17 protein-coding genes are annotated in these 18,726 nt (G+C 42.4%); 6 read left to right on the plus strand and 11 right to left on the minus strand.

Annotated features, from left to right (window positions below):
• Positions 1-6: 6 nt before the first annotated feature.
• From R8P61_15575 to R8P61_15610, 8 genes are all read right to left on the minus strand, one after another.
• Positions 7-1,191 (minus strand): T9SS type A sorting domain-containing protein, encoded by a 1,185-nt coding sequence (locus R8P61_15575; protein ID MDW3648485.1) that lies wholly within the window; start codon positions 1,189-1,191, stop codon positions 7-9.
• A gap of 98 nt (positions 1,192-1,289) precedes the next feature.
• The gene (locus tag R8P61_15580; protein MDW3648486.1) at positions 1,290-2,702 is read right to left on the minus strand and encodes a pyridoxal-dependent decarboxylase; all 1,413 of its coding nucleotides are present in this window, start codon (positions 2,700-2,702) and stop codon (positions 1,290-1,292) included.
• 112 nt (positions 2,703-2,814) lie between these two features.
• A complete protein-coding gene (locus tag R8P61_15585) occupies positions 2,815-3,339 on the minus strand; it encodes an NUDIX domain-containing protein (GenBank protein ID MDW3648487.1) in 525 nt (174 codons plus the stop codon).
• Between the two features lie 9 nt (positions 3,340-3,348).
• On the minus strand, positions 3,349-3,846 hold the full coding sequence (locus R8P61_15590) for a hypothetical protein (protein ID MDW3648488.1): 498 nt from the start codon (positions 3,844-3,846) through the stop codon (positions 3,349-3,351).
• Between the two features lie 92 nt (positions 3,847-3,938).
• The gene (locus tag R8P61_15595) at positions 3,939-5,267 is read right to left on the minus strand and encodes an FAD-dependent oxidoreductase (GenBank protein ID MDW3648489.1); all 1,329 of its coding nucleotides are present in this window, start codon (positions 5,265-5,267) and stop codon (positions 3,939-3,941) included.
• Between the two features lie 37 nt (positions 5,268-5,304).
• Entirely contained in the window at positions 5,305-6,291 is a 987-nt protein-coding gene (locus R8P61_15600; GenBank protein ID MDW3648490.1) for a glycosyltransferase family 2 protein, read from the minus strand.
• Between the two features lie 223 nt (positions 6,292-6,514).
• Positions 6,515-8,998, minus strand: a complete 2,484-nt coding sequence (locus R8P61_15605; protein MDW3648491.1) for an Hsp70 family protein — start codon at positions 8,996-8,998, stop codon at positions 6,515-6,517.
• Positions 8,999-9,027: 29 nt separating this feature from the next.
• Positions 9,028-9,366, minus strand: coding sequence for a hypothetical protein (locus R8P61_15610; protein MDW3648492.1), 339 nt, complete (start codon positions 9,364-9,366; stop codon positions 9,028-9,030).
• 162 nt (positions 9,367-9,528) lie between these two features.
• Here R8P61_15610 and R8P61_15615 point away from each other — a divergent pair, with 162 nt between their 5' ends.
• Positions 9,529-10,041 (plus strand): hypothetical protein, encoded by a 513-nt coding sequence (locus R8P61_15615; protein ID MDW3648493.1) that lies wholly within the window; start codon positions 9,529-9,531, stop codon positions 10,039-10,041.
• 122 nt (positions 10,042-10,163) lie between these two features.
• On the opposite strand, the gene R8P61_15620 is transcribed toward R8P61_15615, so the two are convergent.
• Positions 10,164-11,135 (minus strand): NAD-dependent epimerase/dehydratase family protein, encoded by a 972-nt coding sequence (locus R8P61_15620; GenBank protein MDW3648494.1) that lies wholly within the window; start codon positions 11,133-11,135, stop codon positions 10,164-10,166.
• A 72-nt stretch (positions 11,136-11,207) separates the two neighbouring features.
• Here R8P61_15620 and R8P61_15625 point away from each other — a divergent pair, with 72 nt between their 5' ends.
• The 5 genes from R8P61_15625 to R8P61_15645 all read left to right on the plus strand — a co-directional run bounded on the left by R8P61_15625 (position 11,208) and on the right by R8P61_15645 (position 16,898).
• On the plus strand, positions 11,208-12,362 hold the full coding sequence (locus tag R8P61_15625) for an arginase family protein (protein MDW3648495.1): 1,155 nt from the start codon (positions 11,208-11,210) through the stop codon (positions 12,360-12,362).
• Positions 12,363-12,409: 47 nt separating this feature from the next.
• Entirely contained in the window at positions 12,410-13,177 is a 768-nt protein-coding gene (locus tag R8P61_15630; GenBank protein ID MDW3648496.1) for a class I SAM-dependent methyltransferase, read from the plus strand.
• 70 nt (positions 13,178-13,247) lie between these two features.
• Complete coding sequence (locus R8P61_15635; GenBank protein ID MDW3648497.1) at positions 13,248-14,378, plus strand: FG-GAP-like repeat-containing protein; 1,131 nt, start codon at positions 13,248-13,250, stop codon at positions 14,376-14,378.
• Between the two features lie 387 nt (positions 14,379-14,765).
• On the plus strand, positions 14,766-16,058 hold the full coding sequence (locus R8P61_15640; GenBank protein ID MDW3648498.1) for a DUF3179 domain-containing protein: 1,293 nt from the start codon (positions 14,766-14,768) through the stop codon (positions 16,056-16,058).
• 114 nt (positions 16,059-16,172) lie between these two features.
• On the plus strand, positions 16,173-16,898 hold the full coding sequence (locus tag R8P61_15645; GenBank protein ID MDW3648499.1) for an ATP-binding cassette domain-containing protein: 726 nt from the start codon (positions 16,173-16,175) through the stop codon (positions 16,896-16,898).
• Between the two features lie 78 nt (positions 16,899-16,976).
• Here the strand turns inward: R8P61_15645 and R8P61_15650 are convergent, their stop codons facing one another.
• Together R8P61_15650 and R8P61_15655 are read right to left on the minus strand one after the other, a co-directional pair.
• Positions 16,977-17,402, minus strand: coding sequence for an SUF system NifU family Fe-S cluster assembly protein (locus R8P61_15650; GenBank protein MDW3648500.1), 426 nt, complete (start codon positions 17,400-17,402; stop codon positions 16,977-16,979).
• Complete coding sequence (locus R8P61_15655; GenBank protein ID MDW3648501.1) at positions 17,399-18,607, minus strand: SufS family cysteine desulfurase; 1,209 nt, start codon at positions 18,605-18,607, stop codon at positions 17,399-17,401. The genes R8P61_15650 and R8P61_15655 overlap by 4 nt, the downstream gene beginning before the upstream one ends.
• Between the last annotated feature and the right edge of the window lie 119 nt (positions 18,608-18,726).

The raw sequence follows: 18,726 nt of genomic DNA on the forward strand, positions 1-18,726 counted from the left end.
CGAAATTTATTCACATGATTTAATGAATTTAGCGCGATGCAAGACCTCTTTTTCCTGAGAAACCTCTATAATGTAGTTTCCACAATTGAGGGAAGAAATATCCAGCCGATTTTGATTGCTGTTCATCGAAGCCTGGGAGATTAGTTGACCCAATTGGTTGATAATGGCCAATTCATATTGTATCAGATCAGTTTCAATAAGCAAATGATCCCGGGCAGGATTCGGATACAATTCCCAAAGGAAATCAATGCTTTCCTCCATAGAAACTGCATTACAAAAATCCAGTCCTCCCTGATCCAAATAGTAGAGCTGCAAGAAATCAATCATAACCCGTCCCATACTATCGGCAAATTGCTGACGATCGTCTTCCTGAAAACGAATATCCTGATTGCATTCTGCCTGAATGGCATCTATACTTCCTCCCTGCTGCGAACCATATCGTCGAGTATTGTATCCTCCACTGAAATAGGATTCACCGTTCTGGGGGGCAGGGTCGAGGTCTGAGGGCACACTGGGGTAATTACGATCTTCCAGCAAAGCTCCCAGGCTTTGGGTCCCGCGGACAAGTTGACTCAGGGAATTGGATTGACCATCAGCCAGAATCAGGTTTCTGATGCTAATATCATTTATGTAGAGAGAGTCATTGAGGCTACTATTGGGCCGGCGAAGTTCCGATCCACTTAGTAAATATCCGAGCTCGATACGCTGGATGTCATGGCCATGTCCGTGCAGGTCCAGAAAAAGTCCTTTTCCAAAGGCCTGCATGATTTGATTTTCTGACGAATCGATAAAAGCATGATAGGAAGTCCAGGCAGCTTCGGCTTCTGGATTTGAATCTGCTGCTTCTCCTATCGCTCTATTAGCATCGAGTTTTTCTCTATGAAGGAGGTTGATGACCACATGGGGATAGCAGCCTGTTTGTAACTGAATGGCAGCTGCTATTTCTCTTCCCAGTTCCTGTGTATAGGAATCTTTTACATACACACAACCACTACAATCGCGATCTGGAATACTTTGAGGTTTCAGTTCTCCTCCATGAGGGACAGAGATGATGAGAGGTAAATTGCCAGCTATGTACTCGACATAATTATCAGAGCTAAAATAGGATTCCCCGGGAATTAATTGGGCAAATATTGAGAGCGGGAAACTGAGGATCGCAATCAATACAATAGGGAAAGGCAAATATCTCATTGGGCAGAGCAATTCTAAGCGCTGAAGGTACATATTTTCAGGGACTTGGGTGATCAATTTATCAGCTCTTCAAATCCCCTGTTCTTTCAGACAAATTTCTAGAGAGATTTCAATGCTTCATTGAATACCTCAAGGGCATGGTCAACATGACGTTTCTCAATATAGGTTTGTCCGATCACCATACGATAAACGTATGAACCCTTAATTTTTGTATGAGAAACAAACAGTTTTCCGCTGTCATTGATGATTTCCAAGAGTCTGGCATTTACTGTATCCAGTTCTTCAGCTGACATTCCTTCCTCTCCTTTGTATCGGAAACAGCTGAAATTCAGGAAGGGTTCTAGTAGGAGTTCAAAAGAATCACTCTTTCTAATTTCCTCAGCAAAATATTGATTCAGTTCAAGCTGAGATCGGAGCTTTTGCTGAATACCTTCCAGTCCAAAGCCTCGCATAACAAACCAGAGTTTAAGGGCTCTGAATCTTCGGCCCAAAGGTACTCCCCAATCCCTGTAATCGTTTACCAGACCGCGGGTTCGGGTCTTAAGATATTCGGGTAATATCTCGAAGGTTTTCAAGAGCACCTCTACATCTTTCACAAAATAGACCGTACAATCAAAATTGGTAAAGAGCCATTTATGGGGGTTGAATACAAAGCTATCTGCATCCTCTATTCCTTCTATCATCCAATGGTATTCGGGCAACAAAAGTGCTGAGCCTGCATACGCAGCATCCACGTGCAACCAAACTTCATATTTTTTACAGATTGCAGCTATTTCTTTAAGAGGGTCAACGGCTACTGTACCTGTCGTTCCTATTGCTGCGATTACACAGCAAGGCTTAAAGCCAGCAGCTATGTCCTCCTGTATTTGCTTTTCCAGTTCTGCAGGAATCATGGCCATTTTTTCATCCACTGCTATCTTTTTCAGGTTCTTTCTACCAATTCCTGCGATTACTACTCCTTTTTCTATGGAGGAATGGGTTTCAGAAGAACAATAAATTCGCAAATTATTGGGAACGCCCTCTTCATTGGATTGAAAATCGGTGGAGACTTCCCGAGCTGTCAAAATGGCTACCAAAGAAGCTGTCGAAGCTGTATCCTGTATTACTCCCTCAAAAGTAGTCGGGATTGCCATGGCTTCCCTCAACCATTCCATCATGCGCTCTTCCAGTTCTGCGGCGGCTGGCGAAGTATCCCAAATCATGCATTGTGCAGCTATGGCAGAAGTTATGAATTCAGCATAGAGGGATTCCACCGAACTGTTAGCAGGGAAATATGCGTGAAAATTGGGATGCTGCCAGTGGGTAACTCCTGGTAAAATGATTTCTTCCAAATCTTTGAGCATATCTTCCAAAGACTCTGACTGGGCAGGCATGCTAGCAGGGATTTGCTTATAAATATCCTTAGGCTGCACCTTGGATTTGACCGGTAAATCTTCAAGTTGATCAAAGTAGTTTTGAATCCAGTCTATTACCTGGGGAACATGTTTTTTGAAGTCTTTGCGATCTATCATGTTTGGAGGATGCTATTTTTGAATTAGGTAAACAAAAAGAGCCTGCAAGATAGAAATCCTGCAGGCTTCAAGTCTATATTTTTCTTAGAAATTATTTTTTAAAACAAGGGCATCAGGATTTGGGGAATTCCATAAAATCTCGCTCTATTCCCCGAGTCCTCAACCAATCTCTCAAACCTATTCCTGTACCTGCCGGCCAGGGCTGAACTTCTTCTATGGGAACAAGCTTATAACCGGTCAATTCGCTTTCATCTATGACGATTTCGCCTTCTTTGGCTACCACATGATATACCATCAGAATCTGATTTCGCCTGTAGAACTTATACATGCCTACAAAGCTTCCTATTTCTGCATCCAGGCCGGTTTCTTCTTTTACCTCTCTCAAAACAGCTTCATCCGGCTCTTCTCCTCTTTCCAAAAAACCTGTTACCAGTGCATACCAGGATTTGGGCCATCCAATACTTTGCACCAAAATTAAGTGCCCGTCTCTTTCAACGATGGCACATACAACCGGAATAGGATTATTCCAATACACAAAACCACAGCTTTCATCCTTGCAAACTTTACGAGCCTGTCCTCCTCTTTCTTCTTCAACCAAAGGCTTAGCACATTGAGGGCAAAATTTATAATTATCCATGTAATCGGATTAGATATTTGTATGGGCTTCAATTGGATAATCTTCTGTCAGACCTCCAAATTGTTGCAAATGATGAATACAATGCTTGTAATGGAATCTTTCCCAGGCCTCAAAGCCAATCTTTCCAAAAACCGGGTGCAAAATCTCTGTACCGGGATTTTCTTCATGAAATTTATAGAAAGCACCCATAGCTGAAAGGAGTTTGCTTTTTGCTTCATCCAAATTGGGGAAGCGCAAATCCATCAATCCTTCTTTGGGCACTCCAACTGCTTTGAAATTTTTCCAGAAAGCTTCATCTGTATTTAGGAAGGCCCTCACTTCCGGCAATTTATCTTCGGGTGTAACACATGGGAGACCGATTTCCTTTCTACCCAAATAGAAAAGAGCGCCTAAATGTTCGACCATGTGTTGAGGAGTCATAATCCCAAATCTGGCTTCACTATTTTCATCTATGCGATCCAGTGCTTTGGGGATTTCTTCTTGTATGAAAGTACGCGCAGTAGACATAGTATGATAGCTTTTTCGTTTTATCCAAAGCTAAGCTTTATTGGATAAAAGAAAAGCTTTAGCCAGGTTTTTCCCTGACTTATTAAATCAGTTTAAGCCAGTACAATTAGCTCTTTGGCACAACTCTGATAGGTATGTTTCAGAATGTCTTTCATAAAAAATCGGCCATTCCCCCGACCAATAAAGCGTACATTTTTCAGTTTTTCGTCCAATGCATTTGCCATTGCTTCGCTCTGCTCCAGAAATTGGATTTCAGGAACAGGAAAGCCTGCGCGGATGGATCGATAGCCTTTGTAGACACAATTGTGCTCATCAGAAAGCAAACCTATGGTCTTTAATTCTCCCAGGATATCATCCACTTTCGCTTCAAAATCAAATATATCATCTGCCAGTACTTCGGTGGTACATCCATAATAAGGACCATCCTGGGCCAGATTCTGGTAAATGCTTAGCCGGGCGGAATGCAGAGCAGGATCGTAAACATTGATATAAAAGCATTTTGTATCTAATGGCTGATCGAAAGCAAAGTCATAGAGTCCTGTTTTTCTAAATCGAGGTCTCGGGAAGTTGGATGAAGGATCTAGCAGGCGAGAAAGAAAGGCCGGCGGAACAGACCATATCAATTCATCAATCGCCATGACTTTATCCCCCAAAGCCAACTCTTCAACTTTTCCTCCTTTTTCAAGCACAGAAGTAATTTTAGTTCCTGCTAAATAGCTTACTCCTTCCTTTTCCAATTTTTCCATAAGAAAATCTATCCAGCTTCCTATTCCTCCTTTACGTGGATAAATTTTCCTCGCTCCAGGAGCTGGATAATGATAGCCAAGGGCCTCATCATAATTATCAATTTTTTTCAGTCTATCGGTAGTCTCTGCATCAAAGGCCAGAACCCGGTTCATATCGAAAAAATAAATGGCATCTTTGGTCAGTTCAACAGGATCCTTCCCCATAAATTTCGAAACTACCTCTTTCATAACCTCTCTGTAAAAGAGCTTCCCAAAACGAGCGATCATCAATTCCTCAAGATTTTCCGCTTCATGACTTCCTTTTGCTTTCAACAGCTCCAGAGAAGCTCGGATAGATTTATGTTCGGGGAGTACAGCGGTATTGACGAAAGGACTGATTTCACTCAAAATGCCTCCATAATAATTGCCCGAGTCTCCCGGATTGAAAAAGAGGTAGTCCTCCTCTGTCATTCCTCCAAAAAGGAATTCATCCAGTTCTGCAAGTCCACAATCCCCTGCTACATGAGTCCCATAATCAAAGGTTCCAAATTCATGTGAATCACTTTTCAGTAATCCACCAGCTCTGGGACTTAGTTCGATAAGATATACCTTATGTCCTTTTCTTGCCTCGAAATATGCAGCTGTGATACCGGCTATCCCTGCTCCGACTATTGCGACAGTTGTAGTTTCTTTCATATTGATTCCTGTTTACCAGGCTATTGAACAAGCGGACTTAAATACGTTGTCCGATCAGAGAATGCTTTTTGAAAAATACCCGGAACAATCCTTCAGAAAGAAAACTTTTACCCGAAAGCTCATACAATTTCGAAAGTAGGGAGGCGGGTATTGCCAGGATACATTTGGCCAGTAGACGAGATTTGAATCCCGGTTCAGAGCTATTGAGCATCTCTTTGTAGAGATTCATATCTGCCATATTCTTTGCAGCTCGCATAAAATACATCCCTCTCAAACAGCGAGCATGAAACTGTTTGAGGTTATATTTTTTCATAACTCTCCAATAGAAATCCTCTTTGAGCAATTCCTGATATCTTTTTATCCGAATTCCTGCATTTATGGAGCTATGAACGGTTGACTCATTTTCTCCGATTGCATCATTATAAATCATCAGGGCTTCATGGATATAATACCTGTTTGCAATAGCGTCAATCTGATACCAAAGTACATTCGCATCTCCCGGCAAGTCGGGATTGAGGCGTTTATCTCCAAGAAGTTTTGTTTGAGTGATCGCAAAAAAATCTCCATTACCCTGCAAAATGATCTTCTCCAAAGGCATGTATTGGTCATGATCAAATCCGGTCCCAGTGAAGGATCGGTCTATACTCGACATAGCATTGCAGGTAATTGCGGTTACGGTAGGGTCTATTTCCGTTAGGACTCGCATCATGCGTTCGAAGCAATTGGGCAGCAGAAGGTCATCATCTCCCATTTGAGCAAACCATTCTCCTCCAATATTATCAAAGGCAAAGTTCATCCCTCCGGCGCTTCCCAGATTTTGCTCGACATGGATTACCCTGACTTTTTCGTGCAAGGCATATTTATCCAGAACGTCTCGGGTATGATCCGTACTCCCATTATTGACCAGAACCAATTCAAAGTCCCGGTAGGTTTGATTCAATACACTATGGATGGATTCCTCTATGAGGTGAGCGCGGTTGTAAGTGTAAATGAGCAGGCTGATCTTCGGTTTACGATCTTCCATATTTGTAGGATAATGTTTAGTTGAAAGTAGTCTCCAGGATTACTTTCATTAACATATCCACAAGTATCAATACACTTTAATCATCAAAAAAAGGAGCGTAGCCTTATATCTTCAGCTCGATGATTCACAAGCAATATATAAAAATGAAGGAGAATCACAATTTACCTATCCTCCAAACGACCAGATATTTGCCCTAATCGTAGTTTTTATATTTCTTCTCTTCCTAATTCAATCCCGTGCCTCCAAATTTCACCTGCTTTTTCTGATCTGCTGGCAGGAGCTCACACAGTCGATTGATACAACTTCTCAATTTCTCGTCATGATTATTTTGCATGGCGTGATTTCCTTCACGTATCAGTTCATTGGCCTGATGAGGATGGGTAAAGCCTCCATAACTCCCTGCGGCCAAGTCTTTGAAAAATTCACGAATGAAACGGGGATGTTTCCAGCGTACTTTCCAGTTGTGCTTGCGCACTTTTGAGATGAGTTCACGGATTTTGACGGAACTATTGGTTGCCAGAACGGACTTTTCCTCGGAAATTATTTTCTGGTAAGTATCCTGATCCTCCTCTTTGGGGGGATAAGCCATGAAAATAAATTCCATGAATCGCTTGGATTCAAAGTATTCATTTTTAATGCGAATAACCTGCTTTTCCCGGGTCAATTCATCGACCTTTTGAGCGAGTTTTCGTTTCTGGTCCTCGATCTGGTATTTATTGTCGGTGATATCGTCTTCACTCATTTCCCGGGCATTATCAGCCAACTCCAGGAGCTCAAACTCCATATCTACCAATTCCTGAGCCGTTTCGAAATTACTTTGTGCTTCTGCTTCTGCAATTTCAGAACGGATTTTTTCTGCCAGCGCATAGAGTTCTTCAACCAGACGAGGCAAATTCACCCTTCTTTCCGTTGGATTGAATTGATCCTCATATTCCTGATCTGTCATCATGAGGTAGGTATTGATGCTCAGGTCGCGAGATTCTGAAATTTCCAGACTTATTTCCACATCAGAGCCCCTAACCAAATCACGATTCAGGTCTTCTCCGGTAATAGAGATAAAACCGATCGGCTGGGTAGTTGCTGGAAGGGCTGAAGATGGGCCTTCGAGAATATTGATGGTCAGGCGTTGGGAAGAACCTTTGGCAATGGTTCGACTGATTTGCTTGACAATGGTTTTCTTTGCAGGTAGAATGGTATTTTTTTCAAAAATGACTTCGAGTATGGTGGTATTATTCTCTACATCATCAATCTCGATACAGATATCATTGGGAAGCGGTTGCCCAACTACAGCATATTTCCCCTGGCTGATCCCAATCGCTTCTGCATCAGTCACAATAGCATTATTCTGGGCATCAAAAACCTGCAGGCTAAATTCATTATAAGCACCTTCTACCAAAGGCAAATCCAATTGGATCTGAGAATCAAGCTTCACCAGTCCTGTATCAAATCCACCATCCAGTCTCTGGATGCGGTAAAATAGTCCTTCTGTTTCTCCTTCAAAGCGTGCAATAAAATACTCCTCCTTTTCCTTACTGGCTTTTTCGTAAGCCATTTTTACCTTGAGCTGAATATCTTCAGGCTGATCTTCCTCTTTCTTTTTGGCAGAAATATTTAAGCTGGCTCCATAAAAGGCCGCTCCCACAGCTACCACTGTAGTTGGATCCGCCTGCGTATTCACTTCTACTTTAAGCTTTTTCGCTACCTGTTCTCTGACATAGGGGATATAGGTAGATCCTCCTACCATCAAGACAAACTTGAGGTCTGCAGGTTTGAGTTGATTTCTTTTTAAGATGCGCCGAGTGAGGGTCAGGGTTTGCTTGATCTTCTTTTCGATCAGTTCCTCAAATGCTTCTCTCTTTATTTCGACTGAAAGTTGAATTTCTTTTCCCTTATTATCCTCAAAACTAAATTCTATTTCACTACTTGTATCAGTAGAGAGTTCATGCTTGGCATCTTCAGCCAGGCGAAGAAGTTTCAGATAAAGCGCATTGTATTTACCACTTGCACTTTTCATTTCCTTTTTCAGGCTTTTGAATTTGCCTTTCTTCTCCATTTCTGGAACGACGAGTTTCTCGACGATGGCCTGGTTGAAATCATCTCCTCCGAGGAAATTATCTCCTTCATGGTCAATAATCCTCATTTCTCCATCCTGAATCTTGACCAGAGCTACATCAAAGGTACCTCCGCCAAGGTCATAGACCAACCATTGCCCTTCTTCAAAATCTCCCGCATGATCCTGATTTGCATAAGCCAAACTTGCTGCAATAGGTTCCTGTAATAACCTTACCTCAGAAAAGCCTGCCCGAAAGCCTGCTTCCTTGGTTGCATTGGATTGAATGGTATCAAAAGAAGCAGGAATCGTAATAACAGCTGCATCCAATTTTGCTCCATTCTGAACAAAAGTTTTTAACTCCTGAAGTACAAATGCAGAAAGTTGGATCGGATTCAGGCTTTCCTCCCAATCATCTGCTTTCCAGCTTTCGGTAGTTCCCATCTTTCGTTTGAAACTACTGATGACCGAGTTCGGAGATTGAAGGATATATTCTCTTGCTTTATCCCCTACAATGATCTTCCCTTTTCGGAAAGCAATGACTGAAGGAAGGGTATCTCTTAGGCTAATGGGATGCTTGCAAATCTTTACTTCTCCTTTGTGGAAAAAAGCAAGAGCAGAATTGGTTGTTCCGAGGTCTATGCCAAATGGGATCATGTATATATAGAAATCTGTGTCGTGTAAACTTATTTTTGGGCATCCTTCTGAGCGACTATGACAATCGCACGTTGGATAATCTTTATAAATCCGTCTTCTTCAAGGCGAATGATGGGCTTAAGGGTTTCCTGTATAAATAGATTTTCCTCCGAATCTCCACTAATACTGGCCTCACAATCCGTTCTTGTTTCATCATATGCCTCTCCCGTAGGATCGTAATAGCTCAAACCCAAAGATTCCCAGGCAGCTCTGATGCGCCTGAAATTGCGTTCGAGATTAGGGCCTTCTGGCTGTGCGTTTATTTTCTTTTCAAGGTCAAATACCTGATTGATTATCAGGATATATTGTTTCAGTACGGGCTCGTCCATTCAGAATGCCTTTATCAGTTTTACTTATCCTGGAAACTAAAGTTACAGGATTGCGAGGAATAGTATCAGTTGTGCCTCAAAATCTTACCATTCGCGAATGTGATCACGGAGAATGGAATTGGACTGCTTAATTTAGGATTGTCAATCGTCCTTAACAAGCGCATGAAAGCATTAGCGGTCTGCCCACATGTAAACAAACCCTATCTTTTCATTCTTTTCTCTCTGCTCTTTTTAAGTTGCGGGGATAGTGCTATTTCAGAGAATAATAGACTTAGGGAAGAGATTTCAGCGCTAAGCAAAGAAATTCAATTTATACGTACAGAAAATGCTCGTTTACGCGAGTTGAACGGAGAAGAACTTCAAATTGGATTTGAAGTTCAGATAGCTGCATTCAAAGAGTTTAACCTCCACGCCTACTCAGACGAGCTTATTCGTTTTCACGAAAAAAAGGGCTTTGATTACAACAAATATGTCCTGGGCCAATTTAGCCACTATGAAGATGCAGAGGCCTTCCTCAAAGACATTCATCGCATGGGAATAAAAGATGCATTTATTGCTGGTATTGTAGATGGAAAAAGGAGTAGCATTCCAGAAGCCAGAGTAGCAGCAAGAGAGTATTATGGATTTGATGCACTCAATGAGTTCGCTGCAGATGAAAGCACAGCTTGGGATTGAAATGAATAAAGTCCTTTATACTTGATTAATGGAAATTCGCGCTCATGCTAAAAGATGTTCATGATTGCGGGTTGTTTAGCATTTTTAATGTAAAAAGGGAAACGGGGACTGTGCGAAAGGGTTCAAGAAGCCCCATAGGCCTCGGCCGTTTCTTTCAACAATTTCCTTATCGAACTATACTCCAGCCCCAGTCCCTGAACTTTCGATCCATCATAAGAGCGAGACAACATAGCGCTTCGCATACTTTCCAGAGAAATAATTGGAGGTTTTCCTGTAATTCTTGAAAGCAATTCGGATAATCTCCCTACCCATAGGGTCGGATATTCAGGCAGGCGCATGGAGGGAGGCTTTTTCCCTAAATCTTCAGCAATCCAGCCAAAGATTTGTTTGAAACTGAGATTTTCGGCAGAAAGCAGGTAGCGACTTCCATTTTCTTCTTCAGTATTCAACAATAGGGAAATGGCTTTGGCCACATCCTGAGCCGCTACAAATCCATTAGCTCCGGGATTATAGAATCTTAAACCTTTATCTACAATGCTAAACATCTTGGGAGTGCCATTTTCCCATTGATCATCAGGCCCCAGAATTACCGAAGGATTTACCATGACTGCCTGAAGGCCTTCAGCTATTCCTCTGAGTATTTCCAATTCGGCTTTGTATTTGGACTTTGAATACCAGGAATTTCTCACACCTGCTGACCAGGGAGTATTTTCCGTAATCGGGCTACCATTCTCCGTAATACCAATGGCAGCAATAGAGCTAACATGCACCAATTGCCGCACTCCGGCATCCAGACAGGCATCCACAACATTTGAGGTGCCTTGAACATTGATTTTGAGAATCTTGTATTTCTCCCTTCGCCAAAAACTCACATAGGCTGCAGCATGAACTACCTGGTCGATTCCTTCCATTGCTTTCTCCAGCGAAAGCACATCCAGTATATCTCCATCGACGACCTCCACCATAGGTGCCCAGTCCGGCAATTTTCGTGAAGCAGCATTGCGGACCAGTAGCCGAAGCTCATGCCCTTCATTCAATAGCTCTCGCACAATATGCTTGCCCAAAAAGCCAGTTCCTCCCGTGATGAGTATCATAAAATTTGTAAGTAGCTCAAATTTGCTTTTTTCACATTCCTTCAAAATTGAGAAAAAATATTTAATTGCATCATGGATTTGTCGGTATTTTTTCAAGCAGCGGATTTACTAAGAGAAGAAAAGGAGTATACAGTTGGCCAATTGGGAGCCCGTATCCGCGATCTGAGCCATTGGGAGGAAGCAGATATCATCTTATTAGGTAATCTGGAGGACCGGGGAAATAAAGCCGGCAAAGAGCTTTCACAGGCAGCAGATAAGATCAGAGAGAAACTTTATGAGCTTTCTTTGCCCTATTCTGAAATAAAAATAGCTGATTTCGGAAATCTTAAACCCAAAGAAAGCATCGAAGCTCACAATGAGATGTTTGCCTATGTCTTGCGCACTTTGCTGGAGCAGGACAAGCGGGTCCTGATTTTAGGGGGAGATCAAAGCATTACCTATGGGCAGTATCTGGCTTATGAGGATAGCGGAAAAGAAGTAGAGTACGTACACATAGATTCCAGCTTTGACCTTGAAGATGCTGACAGGGGTTTTCATGAAGCTTCTTTCAACCATCGCATCTTTCTCCACAAACCCAATTTCCTCTTCAACTATTCCAATCTGGGCTTCCAGCGATATTTCGTGTCCGAAACGGAGATAGATACCCTAAAGTCTCTCAACTTCGCAGCCCTCCGATATGGGAGTATCTTTGGCAATCTGGCTTCTACAGAGCCCTACATGAGAACTGCGGATATGCTAAGTTTTGATTTTTCTGCAGTAAAAGGAACGGAAGCTCCCGGAGCCAATCGGATTTCTCCCGGAGGATTTTCAGCCATGGAAGCTTGTCAAATGGCTCGTTATGCGGGCCTGGCATACCATTTAAATAGCTTTAGCCTCAGCCAATTCATACCCGAACAAGATCAATTGGATCAAACAGCTCTTCTCGGTGCCATGATGTGCTGGTATTTTATGGATGGCCACGGAAATCGCCAGGATGATTTTCCCCGAAAAGACCGCAAGAACCTCAGAAAATATGCGGTACAATTGCATGCCAGCATAGATAAAATCAATTTCTTCCAACACAGAAACAGTGGGAGATGGTGGATGGAGGTTCCTTATGATTTAGCCAATGGCAAGAAAGCCAAGCCTTCCCGATTGATCGCCTGTAGCAAAGAAGACTATGAATTTGCCAAAGGGGATGATATTCCCGAACGCTGGTGGCTGACCTACAATAAGCTAGAGAAATAAGTACCTCTTAACGAGAGCAAGCCTTAGCTTTCTAACAAACTTAAGATATGAATTCAGAGCTCAACGATGAAAATCGCCAGATGTGGGACAGTAATGCTGACTTCTGGAATGAAAAAATGGGATTGGAAGGCAATAGATTTCACAATGAACTTATTGCGCCCCATAGCCTGAATTTTCTCAATATTTCAGCAGGAGACCGTATGCTGGATATTGGTTGTGGAAATGGGATTTTCGCCCGAAAAATGGCCGCAAAAGGTGCAGAAGTTCTCGCCTTTGATTTCTCCCCTCAAAATATCATAAATGCCCGTTCCTATCCCACAGATCAAATTACCTATCAGGTACTGGATGCTACGGATAAAGCAGCTTTACTGGATTTGGGGAAAGCCTCCTTTGAAGGAGCAGTTTCCAATATGGTCCTCATGGATATCCCGGTAATCCAGCCGATGTTTGAAGCCACTTTTGAATTACTAAAGCCAGGAGGAGCCTTTGTTTTTTCCTGCATGCACCCCTGCTTCAATTTGAGTACCCATGTGGAGTTGAAAGAAATCAGGGATGTAAAGGGTCGATTGCATGAAGAAAGTTTTGTCAAAGTAGGAGAATATATCCAGGACAGCCGAACTACCGGAGAGGCCATCATAGACCAGCCCGTTCCGCAATATTACTTTCACCGTCCCCTTCGGAAGATTTTCCAAATTGCCTTTGAGGCAGGTTTTGTATTGGATGGATTTGAAGAACCGGTTTTCACTAGTAAGAAGGAGAAATTTTTCAGAGAAATTCCGCTTGTCATTATTTGCCGGATGAGGAAAATGAAATAAATTCCTTTTCTGCTCACCATAGAGAGCTTTTAGCTCATGCATTCTGTACCTTTATAAAAACCCACTATCCATGCGCTACTTAGTCTTCAGCTTCCTATTGCTATTCTCCTTTTCCCTTTCCATAGGTCAGGATAGTTTCTTCTATAATCCCAACAATCGCTTTTCGCTGGGAACGGAATCCAACAGGACCTCTTCTGTAAGTGCAGGAGATCTGGATGCTGATGGAGATATTGATATTGTGGTAGCCAATGGAAGACATTGGCCGGAGCAGAATCGCGTATATCTCAATTCGGGAGATGGAAGTTTTACAGTTGCCTATGATCTGGGGAAATATCGCTCCACGACCTATGCCGCCGAATTGGGAGATTTGGATGGAGATGGAGACCTCGATATAGCGGTTGCCAATGATGATGCTCCCAATCGACTCTTTTTCAATGATGGAAAAGGGAATTTCACAGAAGGTGGTCATTTTGGATTTGACTATGCTCCCAGTCGCAATCTCAATCTCAATGACCTGGATCAGGATGGGGATTTGGATATTTTGATTACCAATAGAGGCCGGGTAAATGAGATTTGTTTGAATGATGGAAAAGGGAATTTCGGGGAAAGTATTCCTTTTGGAAATGAGGATGATTCTACTATAGACGTTGCCATTGCAGATCTGGATAATGACGGTCAAAAAGACATCATACTGGCCAATAGAGACAAACAACAGAATTTCATTTGCCTTAACCGCAAACTCAATTTTGATACGCGTATTCCCTTTGGAACAGGTAAAGATGAAACCCGCTCAGTAGCCATTGCTGATTTCAACCAGGATGGAATAGCAGATATTCTCTGTGGAAATATTCGGGAAGCCAATCGCATTTACTTTGGAGATGCTAATCAGGATTATTCCCAAAGCCTGGAACTTGACAGCATGGAAGAAAGGACCTTTAGCATCCTGTGTGAAGATTTTGACAAAGACGGAGATATAGATATCGCCCTGGCAAACTCTGGCAATTCTAATGCATATTATTTGAATTCAGGTGAAGGAGAAAGCTTCCAGCGAATCGTCTTTGAAGAAGGAGAACACGATACCTATGACATCATTTATGCCGACCTGAATGGCGACGGATATGCGGATTTGATTGAGGCGAATTCCGGTTTTTTGAATCTCTATTTTCTCAATGCTTTTGAGCGATGGAAGAATAGGAATTAGAGTACGTATGTGTTGTGGTGTTTTAGTGTTGTAGTTTTGTAGTTTTGTAGTTTTGTAGTTTTGTAGTTACCATTTTGCTCTAACTCTTGCACTTGAACTTGAACTTGAACTTGAACTTGAACTTGAACTTGAACTTGCACTTGAATTTATCTTCCCATTTACCAAACCAAATCCTCCCAGGGTTTTTCCCTTCGTCCCTGTCGTAATATTGACAAAGCCTCATTTAGGAAAAACTATATTCTTGATAAAGAAGTATGAAAAGCAGCGGTAGCTGTGAATCAATTAATTTTTCAAGATTAACTCATGTACAGGAATAGTTTCAAGTTTTTTTTCATACTCATACTCTTTTTTATTCAGAGCACTTCCTGTACTTCACAGGGACAAAATATGAGTAGAAGTCATTTAGACGGAAGCGATCTTTTTCTGGCTTTATCCGGAGACAGAAGTCGAAGTAGCCAGGATGTAATTTTAGAAGAGATTGAAGAGAATTGGCAGCCAGGATATGAAATCATGGCTTTAGAAAGTATTTATCTATTGAGAGATTATCGACTTTCCTCTCAACTATGGGCTTTGCTCAATAAAAAAACAGGAAAAGTCTATGGAGCCGATTTTGATAAATGGTACGATTACCTTTGGAACAGAGATCAGCATATCACGGCCTCTTATGCCGATTTCAAGGCACTATTGTATAAACGAATAGATCCGAAATTTGAACAATATTTTGCTGGCCGGCAGAAAACAGCCTTGATCAGACTGGATGAAGTTAGATGGGGAGGAGTCAGACAGGACGGAATCCCGCCTTTGCGCGGACCGGAAATGATCTCAGCAGAAGAAGCCGATTATCTCGAAGACGATCATATTGTTTTTGGGATAGAGCTAAATGGCGATGTCCGAGCATATCCCAAACGCATCCTTGCCTGGCATGAGATGTTTGTTGATGAAGTCGGAGGAGTGCCTGTTGCTGGTGTGTATTGTACTTTATGCGGAACAGTCATCCTCTACAATACAGAGCATGATGGTGTAAAGCATGAGTTGGGAACCAGTGGATTTTTATATCGATCCAATAAACTCATGTATGACAAGGCCACTCAATCTCTTTGGAATACTTTACAAGGCGCCCCGGTGATAGGACCACTGGCAGGAAAAGGAATAGAGTTGGAATTTATGAGTGTGGTTACTACCAGCTGGGGCGAGTGGAAATCCCGTCATCCCCAAACAAAAGTCCTTTCCTTGAATACTGGGCATAGAAGAGATTATGGAGAAGGAGTTGCCTATCAGCAATACTTTTCGACTGATGAATTGATGTTCAGTACTCCCTTTAAGGACCGAAGACTGAAAAACAAACAAGAGGTATTGGCCCTTAGATTTGGAGAGGAGCAGTTGGCAATTTCGACGAAATTCCTCAAAAAGCGACCCATTTATACAGATAAAATAGGAGAACAGGAAGTCTTGGTTTTGACAGATAGAAGTGGGGGAAATCGGGTTTATGATCCCAAAGGGCTATTGTTTACTTCTTATGATGGAGGTTCTGCTTTGGTGGATGAAAAGGGAGTAAAATGGAAGTTGGAGGAAAGTCAGCTTATTGCTGAGGATGGGCAAAAACTGGATCGTCTTCCCTATCACAGAGCCTTTTGGTTTGGATGGTTAGCGGCCTTTCCAGAGACAAGATTGGTGAAATAGAAAAAATAGTCTGTCCTCCCGGAATCTACTAGATGTCCGGGATGACAAACTTTTTGGAGGATTTAGCGCTTGATACCAGCAAGCCTTTCTCCAATTTTTCTTAGCTTCGTTGGCTTGATCCAACTGAAAAACATATACAAAGCCTTTGGCACTCAATCTATCCTGGAAGACATCTCTCTGGAGATTCGAGAAGGCAGTCGCTTTTGTCTATTGGGAGGAAGTGGCAGTGGAAAGTCTGTAACCATAAAACTAATTCTGGGTCTGGAGGAACTGGATGAAGGAGAGCTTTTTATAGATGGCAAATTGAGCTGGGGGTTCAAGCCGGAAGACTGGCAGGAATGCCTATCCAATTTTGGAGTAGTCTTTCAGGGCGCAGCTTTGTTTGATTCCCTGAATGTCCTCCGAAATGTGGGCATCAAGCTATTTGAAGAACGCCAACATAGCCCCTCTCAGATAGAAGGACTGGTCGTAGAAGCCCTGGAAGCCGTAAACCTTAGCGGCGACATTCTCCAAAAATATCCCGCTCAACTTTCAGGCGGAATGAAAAAGCGGGTAGCCATTGCCCGAGCCATCCTACACAAACCCAAATATCTGGTATACGATGAGCCTACCACCGGACTTGATCCCGTGAGCGCAGCTGTGATAGACGAGCTGATTCAAAAGCTTTCAGAGGACAGTGAACGCACTTCTATCATCATTACCCATGATATGCATACCGTTGAGCAGATAGCCTCTGATGTAGCCATGATTTATGATCGAAAGATTTTATTTCAGGGAAGCCGGGAGGATTTCTTCCATAGTGAGCGCGAGGAAATAAAGGCTTTTTTGAAAAGGAGTTGAAGAAGTGTTTTAGTTTGGCAGTCTTGTAGTTAAGAAGTCTTTATCAATACCAACTACAACACTAAAACACATTTCCATTTAATCTTTCCCCACAAATTCCACCATCTCTTCCCATGCCAAAGTCGCGCATTTCATTCGGCCGGGAAAATCACGGGCAGCTCCGAAGGCTTCAAATTCTTCAGGCAGTTCATCCGTCTTTCCTTCTTCAGTCAAACTCGCTAAATATTCCCTTGCCATTTCCCGAGCCTCTTCCAGGCTTTTTCCTTCCAGGAATTCCACTAAGACAGAAGTAGAAGCCTTTGAAATCGCACATCCGTATCCATGAAAACTCAAATCCTTGATTTTACCATCCTTTAGATCGAAGTACAAATGAAAACGATCTCCACACAGGGAATTATAGGCATCCAAATGCTGGCCTGCTTCTTCTCTCTTTTCATAGTTCACAGGCTCTTTGCTGTGCTTGAGAATGACACTTTGGTATAATTCTTTGAGTCTGGGATTCATGAGAAAAAGCGATGAATATTTTTGAGTTCAGCAGCAAGGCGGTCTATTTCTTCTTCCTGGCTATATATACTAAAAGATGCCCGAGTCGTAGCAGGTATTTCCAATAAATCCATCAAAGGCTGCGTACAATGATGGCCTGCCCGCACAGCTATTTGTTCAGCTCCTAAAAAAGTAGCTACATCATGCGGATGTACATTCCCCAACATAAAAGAGACTATCCCACTACAATGATCTGATTGTCCGATAATTCTAATCTCTGGGACCTCCCTCAGCTTATCCAGGGCATAAGCTCGCAGTTCTTTCATTCGTTTATGAATTTCCCCTCGATCAAAAGCAGCCAAATAATCTACTGCATAACCTAATCCAATTACACCGGCAATATTCGTAGTGCCAGCTTCAAATTTCTGAGGCGCAGGAGCAAAAGTCGTATCCTCATAACTCACCAGACGAATCATATCCCCTCCAAAGCGTACAGGCTGCATTTCTTCCAGATAAGCCGCTTTGCCATATAAAACACCTATACCCGTAGGTCCAAACATCTTATGTCCGGAGAACGCCAGAAAATCACAATCCAAAGCTTTTACATCTACCGGCACATGGGCAATACTCTGAGCGCCATCAAGAAGAACGGGAATATCATACTTATGCGCTTCGCTTATCATTTCCTCTACCGGATTGATACTTCCCAGGCTATTGGAGATATGCACCACCGCCAGCATTTTCACCCGATCGCTTAGCATTCCCTGAAAAGTCTTAATATCAATTTCTCCTTTTGCGTTTAGGGGAATGATGCGAAGCTTTGCACCTCTCCATTTGCAGACCATTTGCCAGGGAATAAGGTTGGCATGATGCTCCATAGCGGAGATCAATACTTCATCACCGGGATTGAGTCTTTGAGCTAAAAATCCATGCGCGACCAGGTTGATGCTATCCGTAGTGCCACTTGTGTACACGATTTCTTTTTCCGAATCCGCCCCAATCAGGGAAGCGACTTTTTGCCTAACGGCCTCATATTTGGCACTAGTTTGAGCTGCCAAATCATATATGCCTCTATGGATATTAGAATTCTCAGATCGATAGAAGTTGGTAATCCCGGCAATAACGGACTCAGGTTTATGGCTGGTAGCCGCACTATCCAGATACACCAGCTCGGGATGCTGGCTAAAAATCGGAAAGTCTCCTCGAATATCTGTAACGGACCGCATATATAACTCTGAGCTGGAAATAGAATAAATGCTGAACAGCTAACAAATTTAGGAAAGATAAGTTTTAAATTTGCCCGCTATAAGACTCATGAAGATAATTGACAATAATGAATCCATCT

It is taken from the genome of Bacteroidia bacterium (genome assembly GCA_033391075.1).
Taxonomy (GTDB): domain Bacteria; phylum Bacteroidota; class Bacteroidia; order J057; family J057; genus JAWPMV01.